Origin of the sequence: Synechocystis sp. IPPAS B-1465 (assembly GCF_003015225.1) — a bacterium.
In the GTDB taxonomy this organism is placed as follows: domain Bacteria; phylum Cyanobacteriota; class Cyanobacteriia; order Cyanobacteriales; family Microcystaceae; genus Synechocystis.
On sequence record NZ_CP028094.1, the window covers coordinates 608,695 to 624,132 of the forward strand.

Here is a 15,438-nt window from a genome sequence, read left to right on the forward strand (position 1 = left end):
AAACTCAGCAGAATAAGCGTTATGACAGCTTTATCGGTGTCAAGTTGCCAATATCAATTCACTAATCTCTCCAAGGAATGGGGTAAACCTCTCTGGATGAAACTAGAAGCGGTCTTAATGTACATGAGTGGCATGTCAATGAATGCTACAGCAAAACTATTGTGAGTTTCTACTCAGTCAGTGCTCAACTGGATTAGGGATTTTGGCGAAGCAAACTACGAGAAACCAGCTCCAGACTCAGCAATCGTAGTAGAATTAGACGGACTGTGGCATTTTCTTCTGACTGGAGGCCCTATCAATAACTGCTGAAGAACATCCCGATACTTTTCATGGGATTAGCAAAAGAGAAACAGTGGGAATTGAGAGAAACAACTCAGATAATCGTCATTAGTTTGCTAGATTTCATCGCCGCACGAAAGTCGTCTCCAGGTCAGCCCACATGGTTGATATCACCATGGAAATCTTTGCTAAATTCAGGGTCAATGGTAGTATGGAACTATTGCCCAACTGGTACTTCTCATTACTTTCTTGAAACTCTCTAAATTCCCGGCAAGGAACAGGGAAAAACTGAATGAAGGCAAACTTTATCCCCGCTTAGGTGTTTTACCGAAAACCGTCGTAAAGCTTCTGGTTTGAGCCATGGGTAATATAGTGTGTCAACGTTTAAATATCTGACCATGGCCCGTCAGCAAACTGCAAATGGAGCCCAGTCTCCTCGGAGTAAAAAAATTTTTGTATAATTCCGGGAACGGTATTTCTCCTTACTCCGCCTGAATGGTCAAGTCCACCCCTTCTCCTCTCCTCTCCGTTGCAATTCGTGCGGCTACGGTGGAAGATATTCCGCCCCTGGCCAATCTCCTAATTAAAAGTTTCCATCCCCCCCAAAACTGGTTGATGTGGAGCTATCCTTTTTTGCGCCTGGGCATCACAGAAGATCTGAGGCTACGCATGCGCCATGGCGATAATGCCTACCATTGCCTCATTGCGGTTAATTCAGATAACGGAGAAATACTTGGCACCGCTGAAGTTTCCCTCAAACACTGGTTCACCCGCCCCAAAACCACTGCCTACATTTCTAACCTAGCCGTGAGCCCCCAACATCGCCGCCTAGGGATCGCCAAGCAATTAATCCAAAAATGTGAAGCCATTGCCGACCAGTGGCAGTGCCGTCGCCTTAGTCTCCATGTGATGGAAAATAATTTGGGCGCCCAAAATCTCTACCAAACCTTGGGATTCATTTATCAAGAAGCAGAATGGAGTTGGCGGGCTTGGCTATGGCAGAAACCCCGACGGTTACTATGGGAAAAGATTCTAACCACGGAAATTCTTTGTCCCACCCCTGTCCACCAAACCCCCTAATGACTTCCGCCGAAGCCTTACTGGAGCAGATCCAAAACAAACAATCCCTAGTGATCAACCCCCGTCGTCGCAATGGGGTTATTTTAGTGAAGCCCTACCATGCTGAATTTGCTGGGCCAGGGGCCTTTGTGGGGGGAGACCTAGACCAAGATGTGACCTTTTGTTACCCGGTGGGTAACCTTGCTTGGTTAACTCCTCCATCCTCCGCAGAGCAAATCAAGGCTTATCTAATTCGCCGACAGTGGACTGTGTTAATCAAACAAATTGTTGATAATCCCATCGCCATGGAAAGGGCCCAGGTGATTTTAAATCAGCTAGAAAATTGGTTTGATGATGCCACGGTGGCGCTTTTGCCAGATTCTGCGGTGGCAACTTTAGTGGGGGTTTTACCTTCTACGGTACGGAGTGCCCGCACCAATGCAACGGTGTTTTAGCTCCTTTTCAGCCTGAGACAGTTTATTTGCTTGCCTGTCAATGGAAATGATGATGATTTCCCGATTATTAGGATTAGGCCGTTGCCCAAAATGTTGGTCGGTCAACAAAATCTCTGACCTATAAATGTTAATCAACTGGATAACTTTTCCTGGAGTATTAGGTATAGTTTGCTGGCAAATATTTTTTGACCAACAACTAAAAGTTAAGTAAAGGTTAAGGATCCGTTAAGCAAAGTTTAATGCTCCGGGTCACTTATAAAAATATTTTATGAATAACGTCGTAGCAGATATGAAATTACCAAACTCGGGGCGGAATTCTAGAGGGAGCGATGGCTCAAACTAGGTAAATTGGTCAGCCAAAGCCCTTCTCTGTCGAGGTTATACGTTTTTTGCATAGCTTTTAGTCGGTGCCCTTGGAATTGTTCAAAATAGGTGCTAGAATTCTCACTGAGGAATTTCTTGGTCTTCGCTGATCAAGAATCAGGTCAATAATCCAAGTTTCAACTGCTATTCAATTTATCGGTTGTGCCTGGCTTGATTAATGTAATCGGTGTGAGGATCCCTTTGTTATGAATAAGTTGACCAGTCATTTACTGAAATTATTTCCGTTGGCCCTAGGTAGCTCCTTGGCTATTGTTCCCGGCGCCATGGCCCAGTCCACAGGTGAATTGGCCACCCCTGGAGATTTCCCTAGAATTAGTAATCAGGGTGACAGTCTGGAACTGATGCGTCGTCGTCAGAATGCCGGTACCTTCAATGCGGCTACCCCAGATATCACCGACATGTCCCAGGTAACTAGTGTGTCCGAGTTGCGGGATGTGCAACCCACCGCCTGGGCCTATGAAGCATTAAAAAGTTTAGTAGAACGCTACGGTTGTATTGTTGGTTATCCTGACCGGACTTTCCGCGGCGATCGGGCCCTTTCCCGTTGGGAATTCGCCGCTGGTTTGAATGCTTGTATGAACGTGATGGAGCGTTTGATTCAGGAGAACGTGGCGGTCCTACGGGAAGACATTGATAAACTCAAGCGCTTGATGCAAGAGTTTGAAGCGGAATTGGCCGCCCTTGGTGCTCGTATTGATAACCTGGAAACCCGCACGTCTTTCCTAGAAGATCATCAATTCTCCACCACCACCAAGCTGAACGGGGTCGCCGTTTTTGCCTTGGTTGACCAGTGGGGCGGTGATAAAGCTGTGGATTGGCGGCAACAGGACAACATTGACAACTTCGGCGCTGCCGCTCCGGCTCCGGTAGAAGAGAATGCTACCCTCTCCAGTAGGGTTCGTTTAAACTTTGACACTAGCTTTACTGGTAAGGACTTACTACGTACCCGTTTGCAGGCTGGTAGTGTGCCCAACTTGTCTGGTCCTACTGGCACCAACATGGCTCGTCTTTCCTTTGACGGTTCCAGCCCGGACAATAACGTTGATATTAACAAGTTGTTCTATCGCTTCCCCATGGGTAACCTTACCACCTGGATTGGCGGTACTGGTTTAGCTCTGGACGATGTGTTCAAAACCTATAATCCCTACCTAGAAAGTGGGGACAGTGGTGCTTTGAGTCGCTTTAGCCGCTATAGTCCCTTTGTAAACCGGGGTCCTGAGGGGACTGGTGGAGCTTTGCGTTATAAATTCAATGACGTTTTCACTGTCAGTGCGGCCTATTTGGCTGATACAGGCCAGGCTAGCACCCCCTCCGATGATGTTTTCACTAGTGGAGGCAATACCTTCCGTAGTGGTAATGGCTTCTTTAACGGTAGCTATAGCACTGGGGTTCAATTTGACATCAAACCAGTCGACAACTTCAGCTTTGGTATTTCTTACTTGCACAAATACTACAGCCAAGGGGATGTTAACCTGACCGGCAGCACCGGTAGCCGCATTGCTAGTAATCCCTTTTACCAGGCGGCTACCACCATGGATACCTATAACCTCCAAGCTACCTGGCAGATCACCGACAAGTTTAATCTTTCCGGTTGGTTTGGCTATGCCAATGCCACAGCCCAAGGTTTCAACACCGGTGGTAATCCCCAAAACCGTGATGGTTTAGGCGCTGACCTCTGGACGTGGAATGCAGCTCTGTCCGTCATTGATGTGTTCAAAGAGGGGGCGGTGTTGTCCCTGAGTGGTGGTTTGATGCCCTATGCTCCCTACGTTGGTAGCTTGAGCGGCGATCGCATTAGCAATGACCGCAACTCCCCCTATATCATCGAGGCTCAATACCAGTTCCCTGTGAACAAAAACATCCAAATTACCCCTGGTGCTTACGTAATTCTTAGCCCCGAAGCCAACAGCAACAACAGTGCCATTTGGGTTGGTGTACTCCGCACCACCTTCAAGTTCTAGGAACTTTGTTGGGGTAAAACCAATACTCACACCAGTAACTTCCAGATATTTAGCCCCCACTTTATTGCTGGGGGTTTTTTCAATACTAATCTTGGCGATCGCCTGCTGGTGGGATGAAAAACTCCATATCCGGCAAAACTATTTAGACGGTACAGTTCGTCGGTTAGGATTATTTAGGGATGATGGTAGTCGGAAAAATTCTCAGATAAACCTTAGTTTTACCCCCGATCGCCAAGGTCAACCTGGTTAACCTGCAAAAATTAATCGCCATGAGCCAATCTAAGGAAAATTATCATTTATTGTTGGTGGACGACGATCCCAATCTACTCCTTTTGGTCAAGGATTATTTGGAATATCAGGGTTACCAAGTCACCACCGCTGGGAACGGTCGTGAAGCTCTGGACCTGCTGACAACTACAGTGCCCGATATGATTGTTTGTGACATCATGATGCCGGAGATGGATGGCTACGCCTTCATCGAGCAGGTGCGCCAAAACCCGGATATTAGTTGGATTCCGGTGATGTTTCTTTCTGCCAAAGGCCAAAGCCACAATCGGGTGAAAGGACTCAACGTGGGAGCGGATATTTATATGGCTAAACCCTTTGAGCCGGAGGAACTGGCCGCCCAAGTGCAATCTTGTCTCCGTCAAGCTGATCGCCTATTGCAACACAATAATCATCCCCTGGAAGACAATGCTCGGGTGCAGGTGGCCAGGGACGTGGAACTCACCCCCACCGAAACCAAGGTGATTCAATTGGTAGCCCAGGGATTGGCCAACCGGGAAATTGCCGACCACTTAAAAGTCAGTCAGCGCACTGTCGAAAGTCATGTATCGAATATGTTAAACAAGACAGGATTACACAACCGCACCGAGTTAGCCCGTTGGGCGATCCAAAAAAGTATTGCTTGAGGTTCTTTGCCACTGGTTTTCTAGTGGGCCAGCACCAATTAGAAAAACAACATATTCATGAACTACTTTTCCTGTTCCCTGCCGAAAAGTTTGGGTCTAATTTGTGCCAGCTTGCTGAGTCTCCCGGCCCTGGCCCCGCCGGTCTGGGCTGGCTCCTTGGAATATTGGAAATTTGATCTGCGGGATAGTCGTCTGGACATCATTACCGATGAAGATGTCAGACCCCAGGTAAATGTGCTGCGAAACCCCACCAGGGTGGTGGTGGATTTACCAGGTATCGAACACCGGGGCCCTACCATTTATAAGCCCCTTACCCAGTATGTTAAAGAAGCAAGGGTTGGTCGATGGAATAATAATTCGACTCGCATTGTCTTGGAATTGACGGAACCTTTCACGGTCAAGCCCTGGGAAGTGCAGGTGCGGGGGTTAGCACCCAATCGTTGGTATGCCCGCCTACCCACCATCCTCCAACCTTCGGAATATAGTTTGCCCCAGGAAACGGTGGCGGTTAATGTGCCAGCCCCAGCCCCCAGGCCCCTACGACGCTTTACGGTGGTTCTAGATGCGGGCCATGGCGGTCAGGATCCAGGGGCGATCGGGCAACGGGGCATCCGAGAAAAGGATGTGGTGTTGGCCATTACCAGGGGGGTGGCTAGGGAGTTGGAAAAACAGGGCATTGAAGTGGTGATGACCCGCAACAGTGATATATTTGTTTCTCTGCAGGGTCGGGTGCAGAGGGCAGCGGCGGCCCGGGCGGACATTTTTGTTAGTATCCATGCGAACTCCATCGGGTTGGGGCGGCCGGAAGTCAATGGGGTGGAAACCTATTATTTCCAAACGGGGCGTTCCTTAGCCCAAACCATTCATCGCAGTATCCTACAGCGGCTTAATGTGCGCGATCGCCGGGTGCGCCAGGCTAGATTTTATGTGTTGCGCCGTACTTCCATGCCTTCTACCCTAGTGGAGGTGGGTTTTGTCACGGGGAGTCAAGATAGTCGCAATCTTAGTAATCCCCGCTTTCAACAGCAAATGGCTGAGGCGATCGCCGCCGGTATCGTACAGTATTTGAAGTAAGTTCACCCCCCGACCGCAGTCGAATGTTTTCCCCCGACCCCATACTTCCCGACGACGGCCAACATCCCTGGCGTTACCGACTAGACCAGTTCACCAAGGAGGAACAAACCGCCCTAGGGGCCCTGGCCTGGGCGTTTTACCAACAATGGCCAGCCAAAGAACAGTATTTAGGTTTGGACCTCCATCCTCAAGCCCATTTCATTAGCTGTGCTCCCCAGGCGATCGCCCAACTCAATGACCAGGTGAACGGCCGCATCCAAGAAATGGTGGGAATTTTGTACGGTTATGACCCGAGAACAGAAGTGGCCATTTTTGTCATTGGCCCCACCCAATTCAAACTGCTCTTTTTCCAGCCAATTCCCGACCCCGCCAGTTGTTTTGCCGCATTGGGACTGACCATTGAGGAACTCAAACACAGGCTGGAAAAGACACTCCAGGAAAAACTAGCCTAGGGACTAGTGGACTCAATCAATTCTAGATTGGCGCCTGGGTTGATAAATGTTTGATTATTGCCCCCTGCATTGCGGCACACAGCACCACTGTCCGATTGAAAGACGGTGAAGCGGTCATTGACTTGGCATAGTTTGATGGACTCACTACCTGCCATCTCAGCAATGGCTTTGCGGTTCGGAGCCACCCCATCGCTAATTTTGAAGTAGGTAAAGGCACTGTCGGAATAGACCACACACTCCCCCGGTTCTACCACCCACCAACCTTCACTCACCCAAATCCCATTGGGATTTTCGTAGCCCTGAGCCATGAATAAGTTGGTGTTGAGATAATTGCAGCTTTTTCCGGCGATCGCCGGGGTTGGGGCAAAAACACTGCCTACCAAGGTGGATCCTAGTACCATCACCGCCGCAGACCATAACCCTTTATTAACCATAAAAACTCCTCAAACCACAGAAATTGTTAACGCCAATCTTACTAGAACTAGGCTGGCTTTGCCCACGGCCAGGGATGGGCTTACCCTGGGGATAAATAGTTTTTTGGTATTAAACTAAACAGGCCGTAACGGACAATACGGAAATTGTCGCTCCCAAAACACAAAATAGTCAGCACATCGACATAATTGACGGCGATCGCCTAAATTACTAGAGTTGAGGCCAGTTTTGCCGTTGCCTTTTTTTCTTTTGTGTGAGGAGTCAGCATGATGTCGTTTAACCCCCAGATTGTGACGAGGGATGTTTTCTATCCCCAAGGCACATTGAGTGCCGCTGTCACCCAAGCTTTCCAAGCTGATTTAGCAAGCTGGTTAGCCACTACCTCCAGTCCGGTGATGGTGATTGACTTTAGCCAGGTGGACTTCCTCGACAGCGCTATTTTGGTGGTTTTGGTCAACACCTACAAAGAACTCCAGAGTCAAAACAGAACCTTGCTGTTAAGTGGGGTTTCCCCAGAACTGAAAATCATTTTTGAGTTGACCCAACTAAATCGAGTTTTTCCCATCTATAGCAACCCGGAAGTCGCCCTGGCCAACGGGGAAAAACCTGCCCTGGCCGCCTAGAACTTCGGAACTAATAAGAGGAGCTGGATTTGCCTCCCTGGTCAATTTTTATCAGGGTCGCTGGGGTTGCATGGACTTTGGGGACTAAAATCTAGGTAATCCGCCCGGTTCATTGTTATTTTTTTGCCATCGTGTCTTCCCCGAAAAGCAAAGCCATCACTGTTCGTCCCACTCCCCCCCTGTCCCCGAGATTAGCTGCAGAGGAAAAGTTTAAGCAAGAAAAACTCCACGATACGGAGCTACTGTTGCAGGATATGTTTATTCGGGAGGAAGCCACCGTTAAATTGATTTTTGACTCCCTCTACGACATTGGTGCCATCAATATAATCAATAAAAAATTTCCCTTTCCCCCCCTAAATCGCTTTCTTAAATCCATTGTTGGGGTACCAAAGCCCATTGCTAAAATATTGCTATTTCGTTGGTTTGTGGCCAATTGCCCTAGCTTGCTCACTAATTGGCTCCACAGTAAAGTCCGCTTCAAGTAGGGGAACAGTGTAGTGATGGTAGGTTCGGGGCAATGTGAACAACTACGGTGCGGCAGACCAGGGCATTGGGCCCTATTGCTTCTGTTGTCGACTTCCAGTCCCATGGTTTTTTCCTTGGACCCTGGTTGGGCCCAATCTCCAACCTTGCCGCCCCCAGATGATATTCCCGAAGAAATTTTACGCACAGAAATCATCCTTGAAGGGCGATCGCCTCTGGATGGGGAACCCTTGACCGCGACAGAATACGCGGAATTAATGGAAGCCCTGGCAGAAAATCCTAACCCGCCCCAACTTAGTCCCAGAATTCGCCATCTGGTGTTTTTGTTGAGGGTGAGGAAATTTTTTCGGACTTTGATTCCATTTTTGTGACTTTTGGTTGCCCTGACAAGGGCATAGCTAGCCCAATTAGCAATGAATCAATATGTTCAGCGAAGAACATGTTTGGAAAGTTTTATTCTGCTCCCTAAATCTGCCAATACTGTAGGGTCTGAAAGGCTTTCAAAACAAGTCTTGGGATGCCTTTAACAGCAGTTTTGCACAAAAAATTACTGTCCTGGTTTTATTGCAAGTGGCCATACCCCTATTCCAAAATCAGAGTATCTTTGGTTTTTTGCCGACGCTGCCTGTCTTTATCTTGATATTCTTGGATGCAATTATCCTGTTCGACCATTACACAACTGAGGTAATCTGTGATCTCGACCAATCCAGCCCTTAATGCTTTGCCCACAGGAGCCCTGGAAGTGCTTTGATTATCCTGACCCGTATTAACAATGCCCAAAATATTGACGTTATTAGCGGAACTAGCAGCAGTATCGGTGGCACGTCCTTCCACTGTTCTGGCATAAACTACTTCCCCTGTGCTGCTGTCAACCACCCGCAGGTCTATGGCAACATAGGCTTCTTGCTTGGCCTGACGCTCGCTGTTCCCAATACTAAAAAGACCCAGGTTAAGTCCAAAGTTGTTACCCCCAGATTCCGAGCTTACCCCTTCCTCATAGGCGGTAACTCTCCCCAAAACAATATACTGAGCCCCAGTCAACTGTCCTCTTTGAGCAGAGGTTTCTGGTCTCGTTAATCCTAATTCTGCTAATTCCTGTTCCGACAAAACACTACCTAGATTTTGTCTTTCCACTACTTGAAAGTTACCAGTGGAGGTAAGTTCGTTACTGAGTGCATCGGCTAATTCCCTGGAGGTATTACCACTCCACCACCACCAACTCATGTTGGTATCATTTTTAAACTCTGGTACAGAAATGGTCGGTTTACCTTGCGCCTGGGCCGCTAAGGTCCCCGAGAACATGCCCGCCAACACCAAGAAAAATGGGAAAAGCTTTGATATCAAGGGAGCAGCCACCCTGTCTAGGTTGTGAGTTGCCATGGCGTTTATAGCTGATTTTTTAACCAAGGCTACAGTAGTGACGAGACAACAGTCAATAAAATATTTAACTTTTGGTTAACCAGATTTTTTGAGCGCAACTACGAAACTGTTTTAATCGGGCATTTAGCCCAATAATTGTCTACGTTTTTGTTCAAATTCGTATTCTGTGAGTAGTCCTTCTAGTCGCAACTGTTCCAACTCCCGCATAGCTTCGGCCATGGTAATAACCTGTTGGGACGGTTGCAGGCTGTCTCCATTTTGGTGCCAGGCTCCCCCAAGATCGTTGAACTGTCGGTTAAAATCCTCTTCTCCCTGGACGAAATACCACACTGCATCAATGGCGCAGGCAATTCTAGGTATGGGGGTGTTCCACAGTAACCAATAGATTCCTGCCCACACGGGTTGCCCCAGGTAAAGCTTGTGGAGACCAGCAATGGGCCAAGGTAGTACCGCCGATGTCACCGCCAAGGCGATCGCCCAGTAGCGACGTTTTGGCAAAGATAACAAGGGACTTAAAAAAGACATCATTTCAACTCTGAACAGGATCTGAATCAGTTGTAATTTTAGCCTTAGTCAGGGGGAATGTCGGCAGGAAAAACTGGCCTATGGGCTTGTTTCAAGACCGGTCTGCCAACCACAATCCTGGCGATCGCCGGCAAATTCGGGAAACCGTATTTTGCTAGGCAAAAATAAGTTTTACAATGGGAAGAACTCCATGGCACGGGGTCTTCTGTCAATACAGAGGGTCTTTGTGCCCCTTTAGTTCCCCCAGGGGTTGGGCACGATTCGACTGAGGCACCCAAGCTAAGGTCTCCCAAAAATCCCATTTTCAACAAATCTTTTGCCTCTATTATTTTAGATTTTCACAAACTTTTGCTAAATTACTAAATTTTCATAGTTGATCGAGGTAAATTATTGGTTTTTAATTGGTTACTGAACTGGGTTACATTTTTCCCTTGTGTCCAATAACTTTAATTAAATAATTAGATTTTACTTGACCATATCATTCACCCTAGATGTCATAGTTATGAGTTTTTTTGATTCAGATATTATCCAACAAGAAGCCAAACAATTGTTTGAAGACTATCAATCCCTAACCAAATTGGGTGGTGACTATGGAAAATTTGATCGGGATGGCAAAGTGATTTTCATCGAGCAAATGGAGGCTTTGATGGAACGCTACAAAATCTTTATGAAGCGCTTTGAGCTTTCCGATGACTTCATGGCCAAGATGACTGTTGAGCAAATGAAAACCCAACTGGGCCAGTTTGGCATCTCCCCTCAGCAAATGTTCGACCAAATGAATTTGACACTGGAAAGAATGAAAGCCGAAATCAAGTAGACTTCACGGTGTCGAAATTGTCTAGCCAGACGTTCCTCACCAATGTCAGAATGATGGGAGTAGGTTCCCCGTAGCAATTGCGAGAACTATGCCCACCCTGGATCTTTTGGGTTTTCCTCACCACTATCAACAATCTGGCTCTGATCGACAGGGAGCTGCCCCCAGCTTAATTTTTGTCCATGGTTGGCTCCTTGGTCACCATTACTGGTTGCCCTTGATGGAACTTTTATCCGGGCAATATTCCTGCGTTAGCTATGACCTGAGAGGGTTTGGTGCTTCCCAGAGTTTAGGCCATCCCCGTTCAGAATATGACCTGGAAGCCTATGGTCAAGATTTGATTGATCTATTGGAAAAACTAAACATTGAACAAGCTTGGCTAGTGGGCCATTCCTTAGGGGGGAGTGTGGCCATTTGGGCGGCCCACCTTTGTCCGGAGCGGGTTAAGGGGGTAGTTTGCGTGAATGCTGGGGGGGGAATTTACCTAAAGGAAGAATTTGAAAAGTTTCGCTCTGCTGGGGAAAAGTTATTGGATTTTCGTCCCCCTTGGCTAGGAAGATTGCCGTTGTTGGATTTGGCTTTCAGTCGGATGATGGTGGAGAAACCCTTAGCTAGAAAGTGGGGCAGACAACGGTTATTGGATTTCTTGCGAGCGGATCAGCAAGCTGCCCGGGGGTCGTTACTGGAAAGTACGACGGAAGCGGCGGTGCATTTACTCCCCAAGTTGGTGGCAGAATTACCCCAGCCAATGTATTTCTTGGCGGGCCAAAATGACCGGGTGATGGAATTGCAATATGTCAAATATTTGGCCAGTTTCCATGGTTTGTTTGCCCAGTTGGGAACTAATGTGGTGGAAATAGAGAACTGCGGCCACTTTGCCATGTTGGAACAGTTGCCAGTGGTGGCGAATAAACTCCAACAAATCCTGGCTACGGATCACTGAATGGGGGCAATTGTTGGCCGTTGACAATGCTTTTATCGGAAAATTCGGTCACCATAGAAATCAATGCTCCCCCCTTGATTTGGCTCTGCTATGGTCTCCCTGGAATCTTCCCCCCCAGCCCTATCTCCCCACACTCCTCCCCTGTTTTGGCAATGGCGTAACCAGGCGATCGCCTATCAACAAAGGGGAGATCGAGGGCCAGCTGTGGTACTAATCCATGGCTTTGGGGCATCCTGGGGCCATTGGCGCAAAAATATCCCTGTCCTGGGGGAATATTGCCGTTGCTACGCCATTGATCTGTTAGGCTTTGGTGCTTCCGCCAAACCTCTCCCTAGTCAAGCATTGGGTTACACCTTCAGCACCTGGGGCGACCTGGTGGCGGACTTTTGCCGGGAAGTAATTGGTGGCCCGGCCGTACTTATTGGCAATTCCATCGGCTGTGTGGTGGCCATGCAAACTGCCACCGACCACCCAGAATTGGTCACCGGCCTGATTGCTCTTAACTGTTCCCTGCGGTTACTCCATGATCGCAAGCGGTCAGCGTTGCCTTGGTACCGTCGGGTAGGGGCAGGGGTCTTGCAAAAGGTGCTGGGCTATCCCCAGATTGGCAAACTTTTCTTCCGACAGGTGGCCCGGGCCAAAACCGTTCGTCAGGCCCTCTGCCAAGCCTATGGGGACAAAAATGCGGTGACCGATGAGTTGGTGGCCATGCTCCTGCGGCCAGCCCAGGATGAAGGGGCGGCGGAAGTATTTTTGGCTTTCACCAGCTATTCCCAAGGCCCCCTACCGGAGGATTTACTACCCCGCATCCATTGCCCAACGGTGCTGATTTGGGGGGAGGCTGATCCCTGGGAACCGATCGCCTTGGGGAGAGCTTTGGCAAACCATAACTGTGTGGAGCAATTCATTAGCTTACCGGGGTTGGGGCACTGTCCCCAGGACGAAGCTCCGGAGGTAATTAATCCAATTTTGCGACAATGGATTACAGAGTGGAGTTAGACCTACCATAGCCACCATTGGTTAGGGATAGAAAATGGCTTTCCTCCCTAGGGAGCCGAGGATGTCAATGGTAAGATCTTTGGGCATACTGGATGTCAGCACTCCCAATCAAGCATTCAAGGAAATTCAACCAGAGGAGGTTTAGGACAATGGGTGAACAAACTCCCTATCAGACGCTGGGTATATCAGAGGAAGCAACTTTTGAAGATATCCAAGCAGTCAAAACTCGGCTGTTTCGGGAACATGAGGGGAACACCCAGCTTTTAGAAGAGGTGGAGGCCGCCTACGACGCCATTATTATGGAACGGCTCCGTCTGCGTCAGGAAGGAAAAATCAAAGTGCCGGAAAAAATTCGTTTCCCCGAACGTCAGGTGGAAAGTACCGGCAATGGCTTCCCTTCCCTTCCAGCCCCCACAGCCCCCAGTTGGCTAGCCAATTCCCTAGATACTCCTTCCCAAAACGATATTCTTTGGCCCGCTGGCTTTTTTGCTGGCTTGATCTTGATCAGTTGGCTCACCCAAGGAGCGGGGGGATCAGTCCAATCCTTACTATTGGTGGTGGGGGTGTTTGGTAATATCTTCTTTCTCAATCGTAAACAGCGCAAATTTGGTAAGGCCCTACTGCTTAGTTTAGGAGCCCTTTTGGTGGGGATAATTTTGGGCACTGTCTTGGGTCAGTTGCTCTTGGGAGCTAATGTGGCGATCGGCCCTAACTTGGAACAAATTTCTGCCACTATTGCCTTTATTATCCTTTGGTTGATCAGCAGTTTTGTGCGGTAACAAATAGTCCCGACGGCCCACACACCTATGGGTCCATTTCCTCGGAGCCAAGTTATTGCGGTTGGGAAGGGGGAATACCCTTAATGGCAATTAGGGCCTCCATAACGTTTTTAACCACCGGGGCAGCCACGGTCCCCCCATAGGCATTGGCCCCCTTGGGTTCATCGATAATGGCCACCACCACATAGCGGGGATTGTCCACCGGCAAGATAGACACGAAGCTAGTGATTTTGGCGTTGGCTAAATAGCCCCCTCTGGGGCCAGCTTTTTGGGCTGTACCAGTTTTCCCACCCACCCGATAACCGGGAATCAGGGCCGCCTTGCCGGTACCCCCATCGCCGCTAACCACGGATTCCATCATTTGCACCACGGAATGAGCTACTTCCGGCTTCACCACTTGTTTAACGGGGTGATCGGGTTGCCAGTGGAGATGGTTGCGGGCATCCACCAGACCTTTAACCACGTGGGGAGTAACTAATTTGCCACCGTTGGCTAACATGGCGTTGAGTTGCAGTAATTTGATCGGAGTGAGGGAAAGACCCTGACCAAAGGAAGTGGTGGCCTGTTCAATGGGGTCATCCATAAAACTTTGCCTGGGCTTGAGATAACTGGCTGCTTCTCCGGGCAAGTCAATGCCTGTACGACTGTCTAACCCCACCCCCTGCAATAATTCATAGTATCGTTCCGGCTTGAGACGACGGGCGATCGCCACCATGGCCACGTTACTGGAATAGCGGAGCACCTGGGTGATGTTGATCATACCTGCGCCACTTTTGCTGGCATTGGAAATGGTCCAAGGCCCTACCCGCACCGAACCACTATCATTAATCCTGTCCTCTGGTTTCAACACCCCTTCATTCATCGCTAGGGCGACAATCACCGGCTTAAAGGTTGATCCCGGCTCGTACAGATCGCTCACGGACCAGTTTTTGAAATACTCCACCTTGGCTTTGTAGTATTCGTTGGGATTGAAGGTGGGCTCATTAACCATGGCGAGGATGGCTCCGTCCTGGGCATCCATGACCAAAACTGTGCCCCGCTTAGCTTTTTGTTGGGCAACCTGGGCCTTGAGCAATTCCCGGGCGGCCCGCTGCAAACGCATATCAATGGTTAACTGTACCTGCCAATCGTTGGACTGCAATAGGTTATCTGGCAAAGAATCCGGCAGCACAACCCCTTTCCCCGTGCGCCGAATGGCATAGGTCTCCACTTCTCGCTCCAAAATTTCTCTCTGACTGAGTTCTAGGCCTGCCTGGCCCTGGTGCTCCCCGTCTACGTAGCCAACAACATCGGCGGCCATTTCATCCTGGGGATAATAGCGACTATATTGTTTTTCCAAATCCACCCCCCCCATCCGTAAAGAGCCAATGCGGACAGCCTGGGACTCGTTGAGGCCGGTGGCCAGTTTGATGCCCGATTCCTTTTCTTTGAATTTTTCTTTTAGTTGGGCTGGGGTAATATCCCCCAAAATTGCCGATAGTTCCCTGGCAATGTAGTCAGTGGGATCGGTAATTTCCTTGGTGGCTTCAAAGTAACGGGGATGGACAAACAGAGTATAAGTTAGGCGATCGGTGGCTAAAACATTACCCTGGCTGTCCACAATGGAACGGCGGGGCACGTAGGGTTGCATGCTGGTGCTCTGTTGAGCCTTGGCCATGCGTTGCAGTTGGTTAGCTTCCACCACCTGGAGCCGGTAAAGACGATAAGCAAGCCCTCCCATGGCTACAAATAAAAACCCCCAGACCAAAAGCAAGCGCACTACCGGCACCCCCTGTTGTTGGGTTTTTTGTCTGTGCCTTTCCTGACGGGAAATATGCTTGGTAAAGGGAGATGAATTGGCAGTTGAAGAATTTAGTTTTGGGTGGGAGGAGTCCATGGCTCGAAT

The 15,438-nt window shown here is 48.9% G+C and carries 18 protein-coding genes and 1 pseudogene; 15 read left to right on the forward strand and 4 right to left on the reverse strand.

Annotation, left to right across the window (positions count from 1 at the left end; genetic code table 11):
• Positions 1-45 precede the first annotated feature (45 nt).
• The 8 genes and pseudogenes from C7I86_RS02860 to C7I86_RS02890 form a co-directional block, all read left to right on the forward strand.
• A pseudogene (locus C7I86_RS02860) lies at positions 46-532 on the forward strand (helix-turn-helix domain-containing protein); the annotation flags it as partial.
• A gap of 242 nt (positions 533-774) precedes the next feature.
• Positions 775-1,359 carry a GNAT family N-acetyltransferase gene (locus C7I86_RS02865; protein WP_010871756.1) on the forward strand — a complete coding sequence of 195 codons (585 nt, stop codon included), beginning with the start codon at positions 775-777 and terminating at the stop codon, positions 1,357-1,359.
• Positions 1,359-1,793 carry a hypothetical protein gene (locus C7I86_RS02870; RefSeq protein WP_020861472.1) on the forward strand — a complete coding sequence of 145 codons (435 nt, stop codon included), beginning with the start codon at positions 1,359-1,361 and terminating at the stop codon, positions 1,791-1,793. Before C7I86_RS02865 ends, C7I86_RS02870 begins: the two co-directional genes overlap by 1 nt.
• Before the next feature lie 569 nt (positions 1,794-2,362).
• The gene (locus C7I86_RS02875) at positions 2,363-4,138 is read left to right on the forward strand and encodes an iron uptake porin (protein ID WP_010871758.1); all 1,776 of its coding nucleotides are present in this window, start codon (positions 2,363-2,365) and stop codon (positions 4,136-4,138) included.
• A 64-nt stretch (positions 4,139-4,202) separates the two neighbouring features.
• The gene (locus C7I86_RS18710; protein ID WP_143705307.1) at positions 4,203-4,388 is read left to right on the forward strand and encodes a hypothetical protein; all 186 of its coding nucleotides are present in this window, start codon (positions 4,203-4,205) and stop codon (positions 4,386-4,388) included.
• Between the two features lie 19 nt (positions 4,389-4,407).
• Positions 4,408-5,049 (forward strand): response regulator transcription factor, encoded by a 642-nt coding sequence (locus C7I86_RS02880; protein ID WP_010871759.1) that lies wholly within the window; start codon positions 4,408-4,410, stop codon positions 5,047-5,049.
• A gap of 57 nt (positions 5,050-5,106) precedes the next feature.
• Positions 5,107-6,123, forward strand: coding sequence for an N-acetylmuramoyl-L-alanine amidase (locus C7I86_RS02885; protein ID WP_010871760.1), 1,017 nt, complete (start codon positions 5,107-5,109; stop codon positions 6,121-6,123).
• 23 nt (positions 6,124-6,146) lie between these two features.
• Positions 6,147-6,575, forward strand: a complete 429-nt coding sequence (locus tag C7I86_RS02890; RefSeq protein ID WP_010871761.1) for a hypothetical protein — start codon at positions 6,147-6,149, stop codon at positions 6,573-6,575.
• Here the strand turns inward: C7I86_RS02890 and C7I86_RS02895 are convergent.
• Positions 6,572-7,009 carry a DUF1036 domain-containing protein gene (locus C7I86_RS02895; protein WP_010871762.1) on the reverse strand — a complete coding sequence of 146 codons (438 nt, stop codon included), beginning with the start codon at positions 7,007-7,009 and terminating at the stop codon, positions 6,572-6,574. The two genes, C7I86_RS02890 and C7I86_RS02895, sit on opposite strands and share 4 nt — an antisense overlap.
• Before the next feature lie 264 nt (positions 7,010-7,273).
• Here C7I86_RS02895 and C7I86_RS02900 point away from each other — a divergent pair, with 264 nt between their 5' ends.
• The 3 genes from C7I86_RS02900 (at position 7,274) to C7I86_RS02910 (ending at position 8,484) form a co-directional block, all read left to right on the forward strand.
• Positions 7,274-7,630 (forward strand): STAS domain-containing protein, encoded by a 357-nt coding sequence (locus C7I86_RS02900; RefSeq protein ID WP_010871763.1) that lies wholly within the window; start codon positions 7,274-7,276, stop codon positions 7,628-7,630.
• Positions 7,631-7,761: 131 nt separating this feature from the next.
• A complete protein-coding gene (locus C7I86_RS02905) occupies positions 7,762-8,115 on the forward strand; it encodes a hypothetical protein (protein WP_010871764.1) in 354 nt (117 codons plus the stop codon).
• Positions 8,116-8,217: 102 nt separating this feature from the next.
• Positions 8,218-8,484, forward strand: a complete 267-nt coding sequence (locus C7I86_RS02910) for a hypothetical protein (protein ID WP_223211336.1) — start codon at positions 8,218-8,220, stop codon at positions 8,482-8,484.
• A 211-nt stretch (positions 8,485-8,695) separates the two neighbouring features.
• On the opposite strand, the gene C7I86_RS02915 is transcribed toward C7I86_RS02910, so the two are convergent.
• A complete protein-coding gene (locus tag C7I86_RS02915; RefSeq protein WP_010871766.1) occupies positions 8,696-9,493 on the reverse strand; it encodes a CsgG/HfaB family protein in 798 nt (265 codons plus the stop codon).
• 123 nt (positions 9,494-9,616) lie between these two features.
• Positions 9,617-9,991, reverse strand: a complete 375-nt coding sequence (locus C7I86_RS02920; RefSeq protein ID WP_231848048.1) for a hypothetical protein — start codon at positions 9,989-9,991, stop codon at positions 9,617-9,619.
• A gap of 529 nt (positions 9,992-10,520) precedes the next feature.
• On the opposite strand from C7I86_RS02920, the gene C7I86_RS02925 reads away from it, so the two are divergent.
• From C7I86_RS02925 to C7I86_RS02940, 4 genes are all read left to right on the forward strand, one after another.
• The gene (locus tag C7I86_RS02925; RefSeq protein ID WP_010871768.1) at positions 10,521-10,835 is read left to right on the forward strand and encodes a DUF1825 family protein; all 315 of its coding nucleotides are present in this window, start codon (positions 10,521-10,523) and stop codon (positions 10,833-10,835) included.
• Positions 10,836-10,923: 88 nt separating this feature from the next.
• A complete protein-coding gene (locus C7I86_RS02930) occupies positions 10,924-11,775 on the forward strand; it encodes an alpha/beta fold hydrolase (RefSeq protein WP_106907929.1) in 852 nt (283 codons plus the stop codon).
• A 90-nt stretch (positions 11,776-11,865) separates the two neighbouring features.
• Positions 11,866-12,774, forward strand: coding sequence for an alpha/beta fold hydrolase (locus C7I86_RS02935; RefSeq protein WP_010871770.1), 909 nt, complete (start codon positions 11,866-11,868; stop codon positions 12,772-12,774).
• Positions 12,775-12,923: 149 nt separating this feature from the next.
• Positions 12,924-13,553, forward strand: a complete 630-nt coding sequence (locus tag C7I86_RS02940) for a CPP1-like family protein (protein ID WP_020861474.1) — start codon at positions 12,924-12,926, stop codon at positions 13,551-13,553.
• Between the two features lie 52 nt (positions 13,554-13,605).
• Here the strand turns inward: C7I86_RS02940 and C7I86_RS02945 are convergent, their stop codons facing one another.
• The gene (locus C7I86_RS02945) at positions 13,606-15,429 is read right to left on the reverse strand and encodes a penicillin-binding protein 2 (protein ID WP_010871772.1); all 1,824 of its coding nucleotides are present in this window, start codon (positions 15,427-15,429) and stop codon (positions 13,606-13,608) included.
• Positions 15,430-15,438 lie beyond the last annotated feature (9 nt).

Bases quoted from the DNA above. Each gene is read 5' to 3' on its own strand.
- C7I86_RS02865 (WP_010871756.1), top strand. From the start codon at position 775: ATGGTCAAGTCCACCCCTTCTCCTCTCCTCTCCGTTGCAATTCGTGCG.
- C7I86_RS02870 (WP_020861472.1), top strand. From the start codon at position 1,359: ATGACTTCCGCCGAAGCCTTACTGGAGCAGATCCAAAACAAACAATCC.
- C7I86_RS02875 (WP_010871758.1), top strand. From the start codon at position 2,363: ATGAATAAGTTGACCAGTCATTTACTGAAATTATTTCCGTTGGCCCTA.
- C7I86_RS02880 (WP_010871759.1), top strand. From the start codon at position 4,408: ATGAGCCAATCTAAGGAAAATTATCATTTATTGTTGGTGGACGACGAT.
- C7I86_RS02885 (WP_010871760.1), top strand. From the start codon at position 5,107: ATGAACTACTTTTCCTGTTCCCTGCCGAAAAGTTTGGGTCTAATTTGT.
- C7I86_RS02890 (WP_010871761.1), top strand. From the start codon at position 6,147: ATGTTTTCCCCCGACCCCATACTTCCCGACGACGGCCAACATCCCTGG.
- C7I86_RS02895 (WP_010871762.1), bottom strand. From the start codon at position 7,009: ATGGTTAATAAAGGGTTATGGTCTGCGGCGGTGATGGTACTAGGATCC.
- C7I86_RS02900 (WP_010871763.1), top strand. From the start codon at position 7,274: ATGATGTCGTTTAACCCCCAGATTGTGACGAGGGATGTTTTCTATCCC.
- C7I86_RS02910 (WP_223211336.1), top strand. From the start codon at position 8,218: ATGGTTTTTTCCTTGGACCCTGGTTGGGCCCAATCTCCAACCTTGCCG.
- C7I86_RS02915 (WP_010871766.1), bottom strand. From the start codon at position 9,493: ATGGCAACTCACAACCTAGACAGGGTGGCTGCTCCCTTGATATCAAAG.
- C7I86_RS02925 (WP_010871768.1), top strand. From the start codon at position 10,521: ATGAGTTTTTTTGATTCAGATATTATCCAACAAGAAGCCAAACAATTG.
- C7I86_RS02930 (WP_106907929.1), top strand. From the start codon at position 10,924: ATGCCCACCCTGGATCTTTTGGGTTTTCCTCACCACTATCAACAATCT.
- C7I86_RS02935 (WP_010871770.1), top strand. From the start codon at position 11,866: ATGGTCTCCCTGGAATCTTCCCCCCCAGCCCTATCTCCCCACACTCCT.
- C7I86_RS02940 (WP_020861474.1), top strand. From the start codon at position 12,924: ATGGGTGAACAAACTCCCTATCAGACGCTGGGTATATCAGAGGAAGCA.
- C7I86_RS02945 (WP_010871772.1), bottom strand. From the start codon at position 15,429: ATGGACTCCTCCCACCCAAAACTAAATTCTTCAACTGCCAATTCATCT.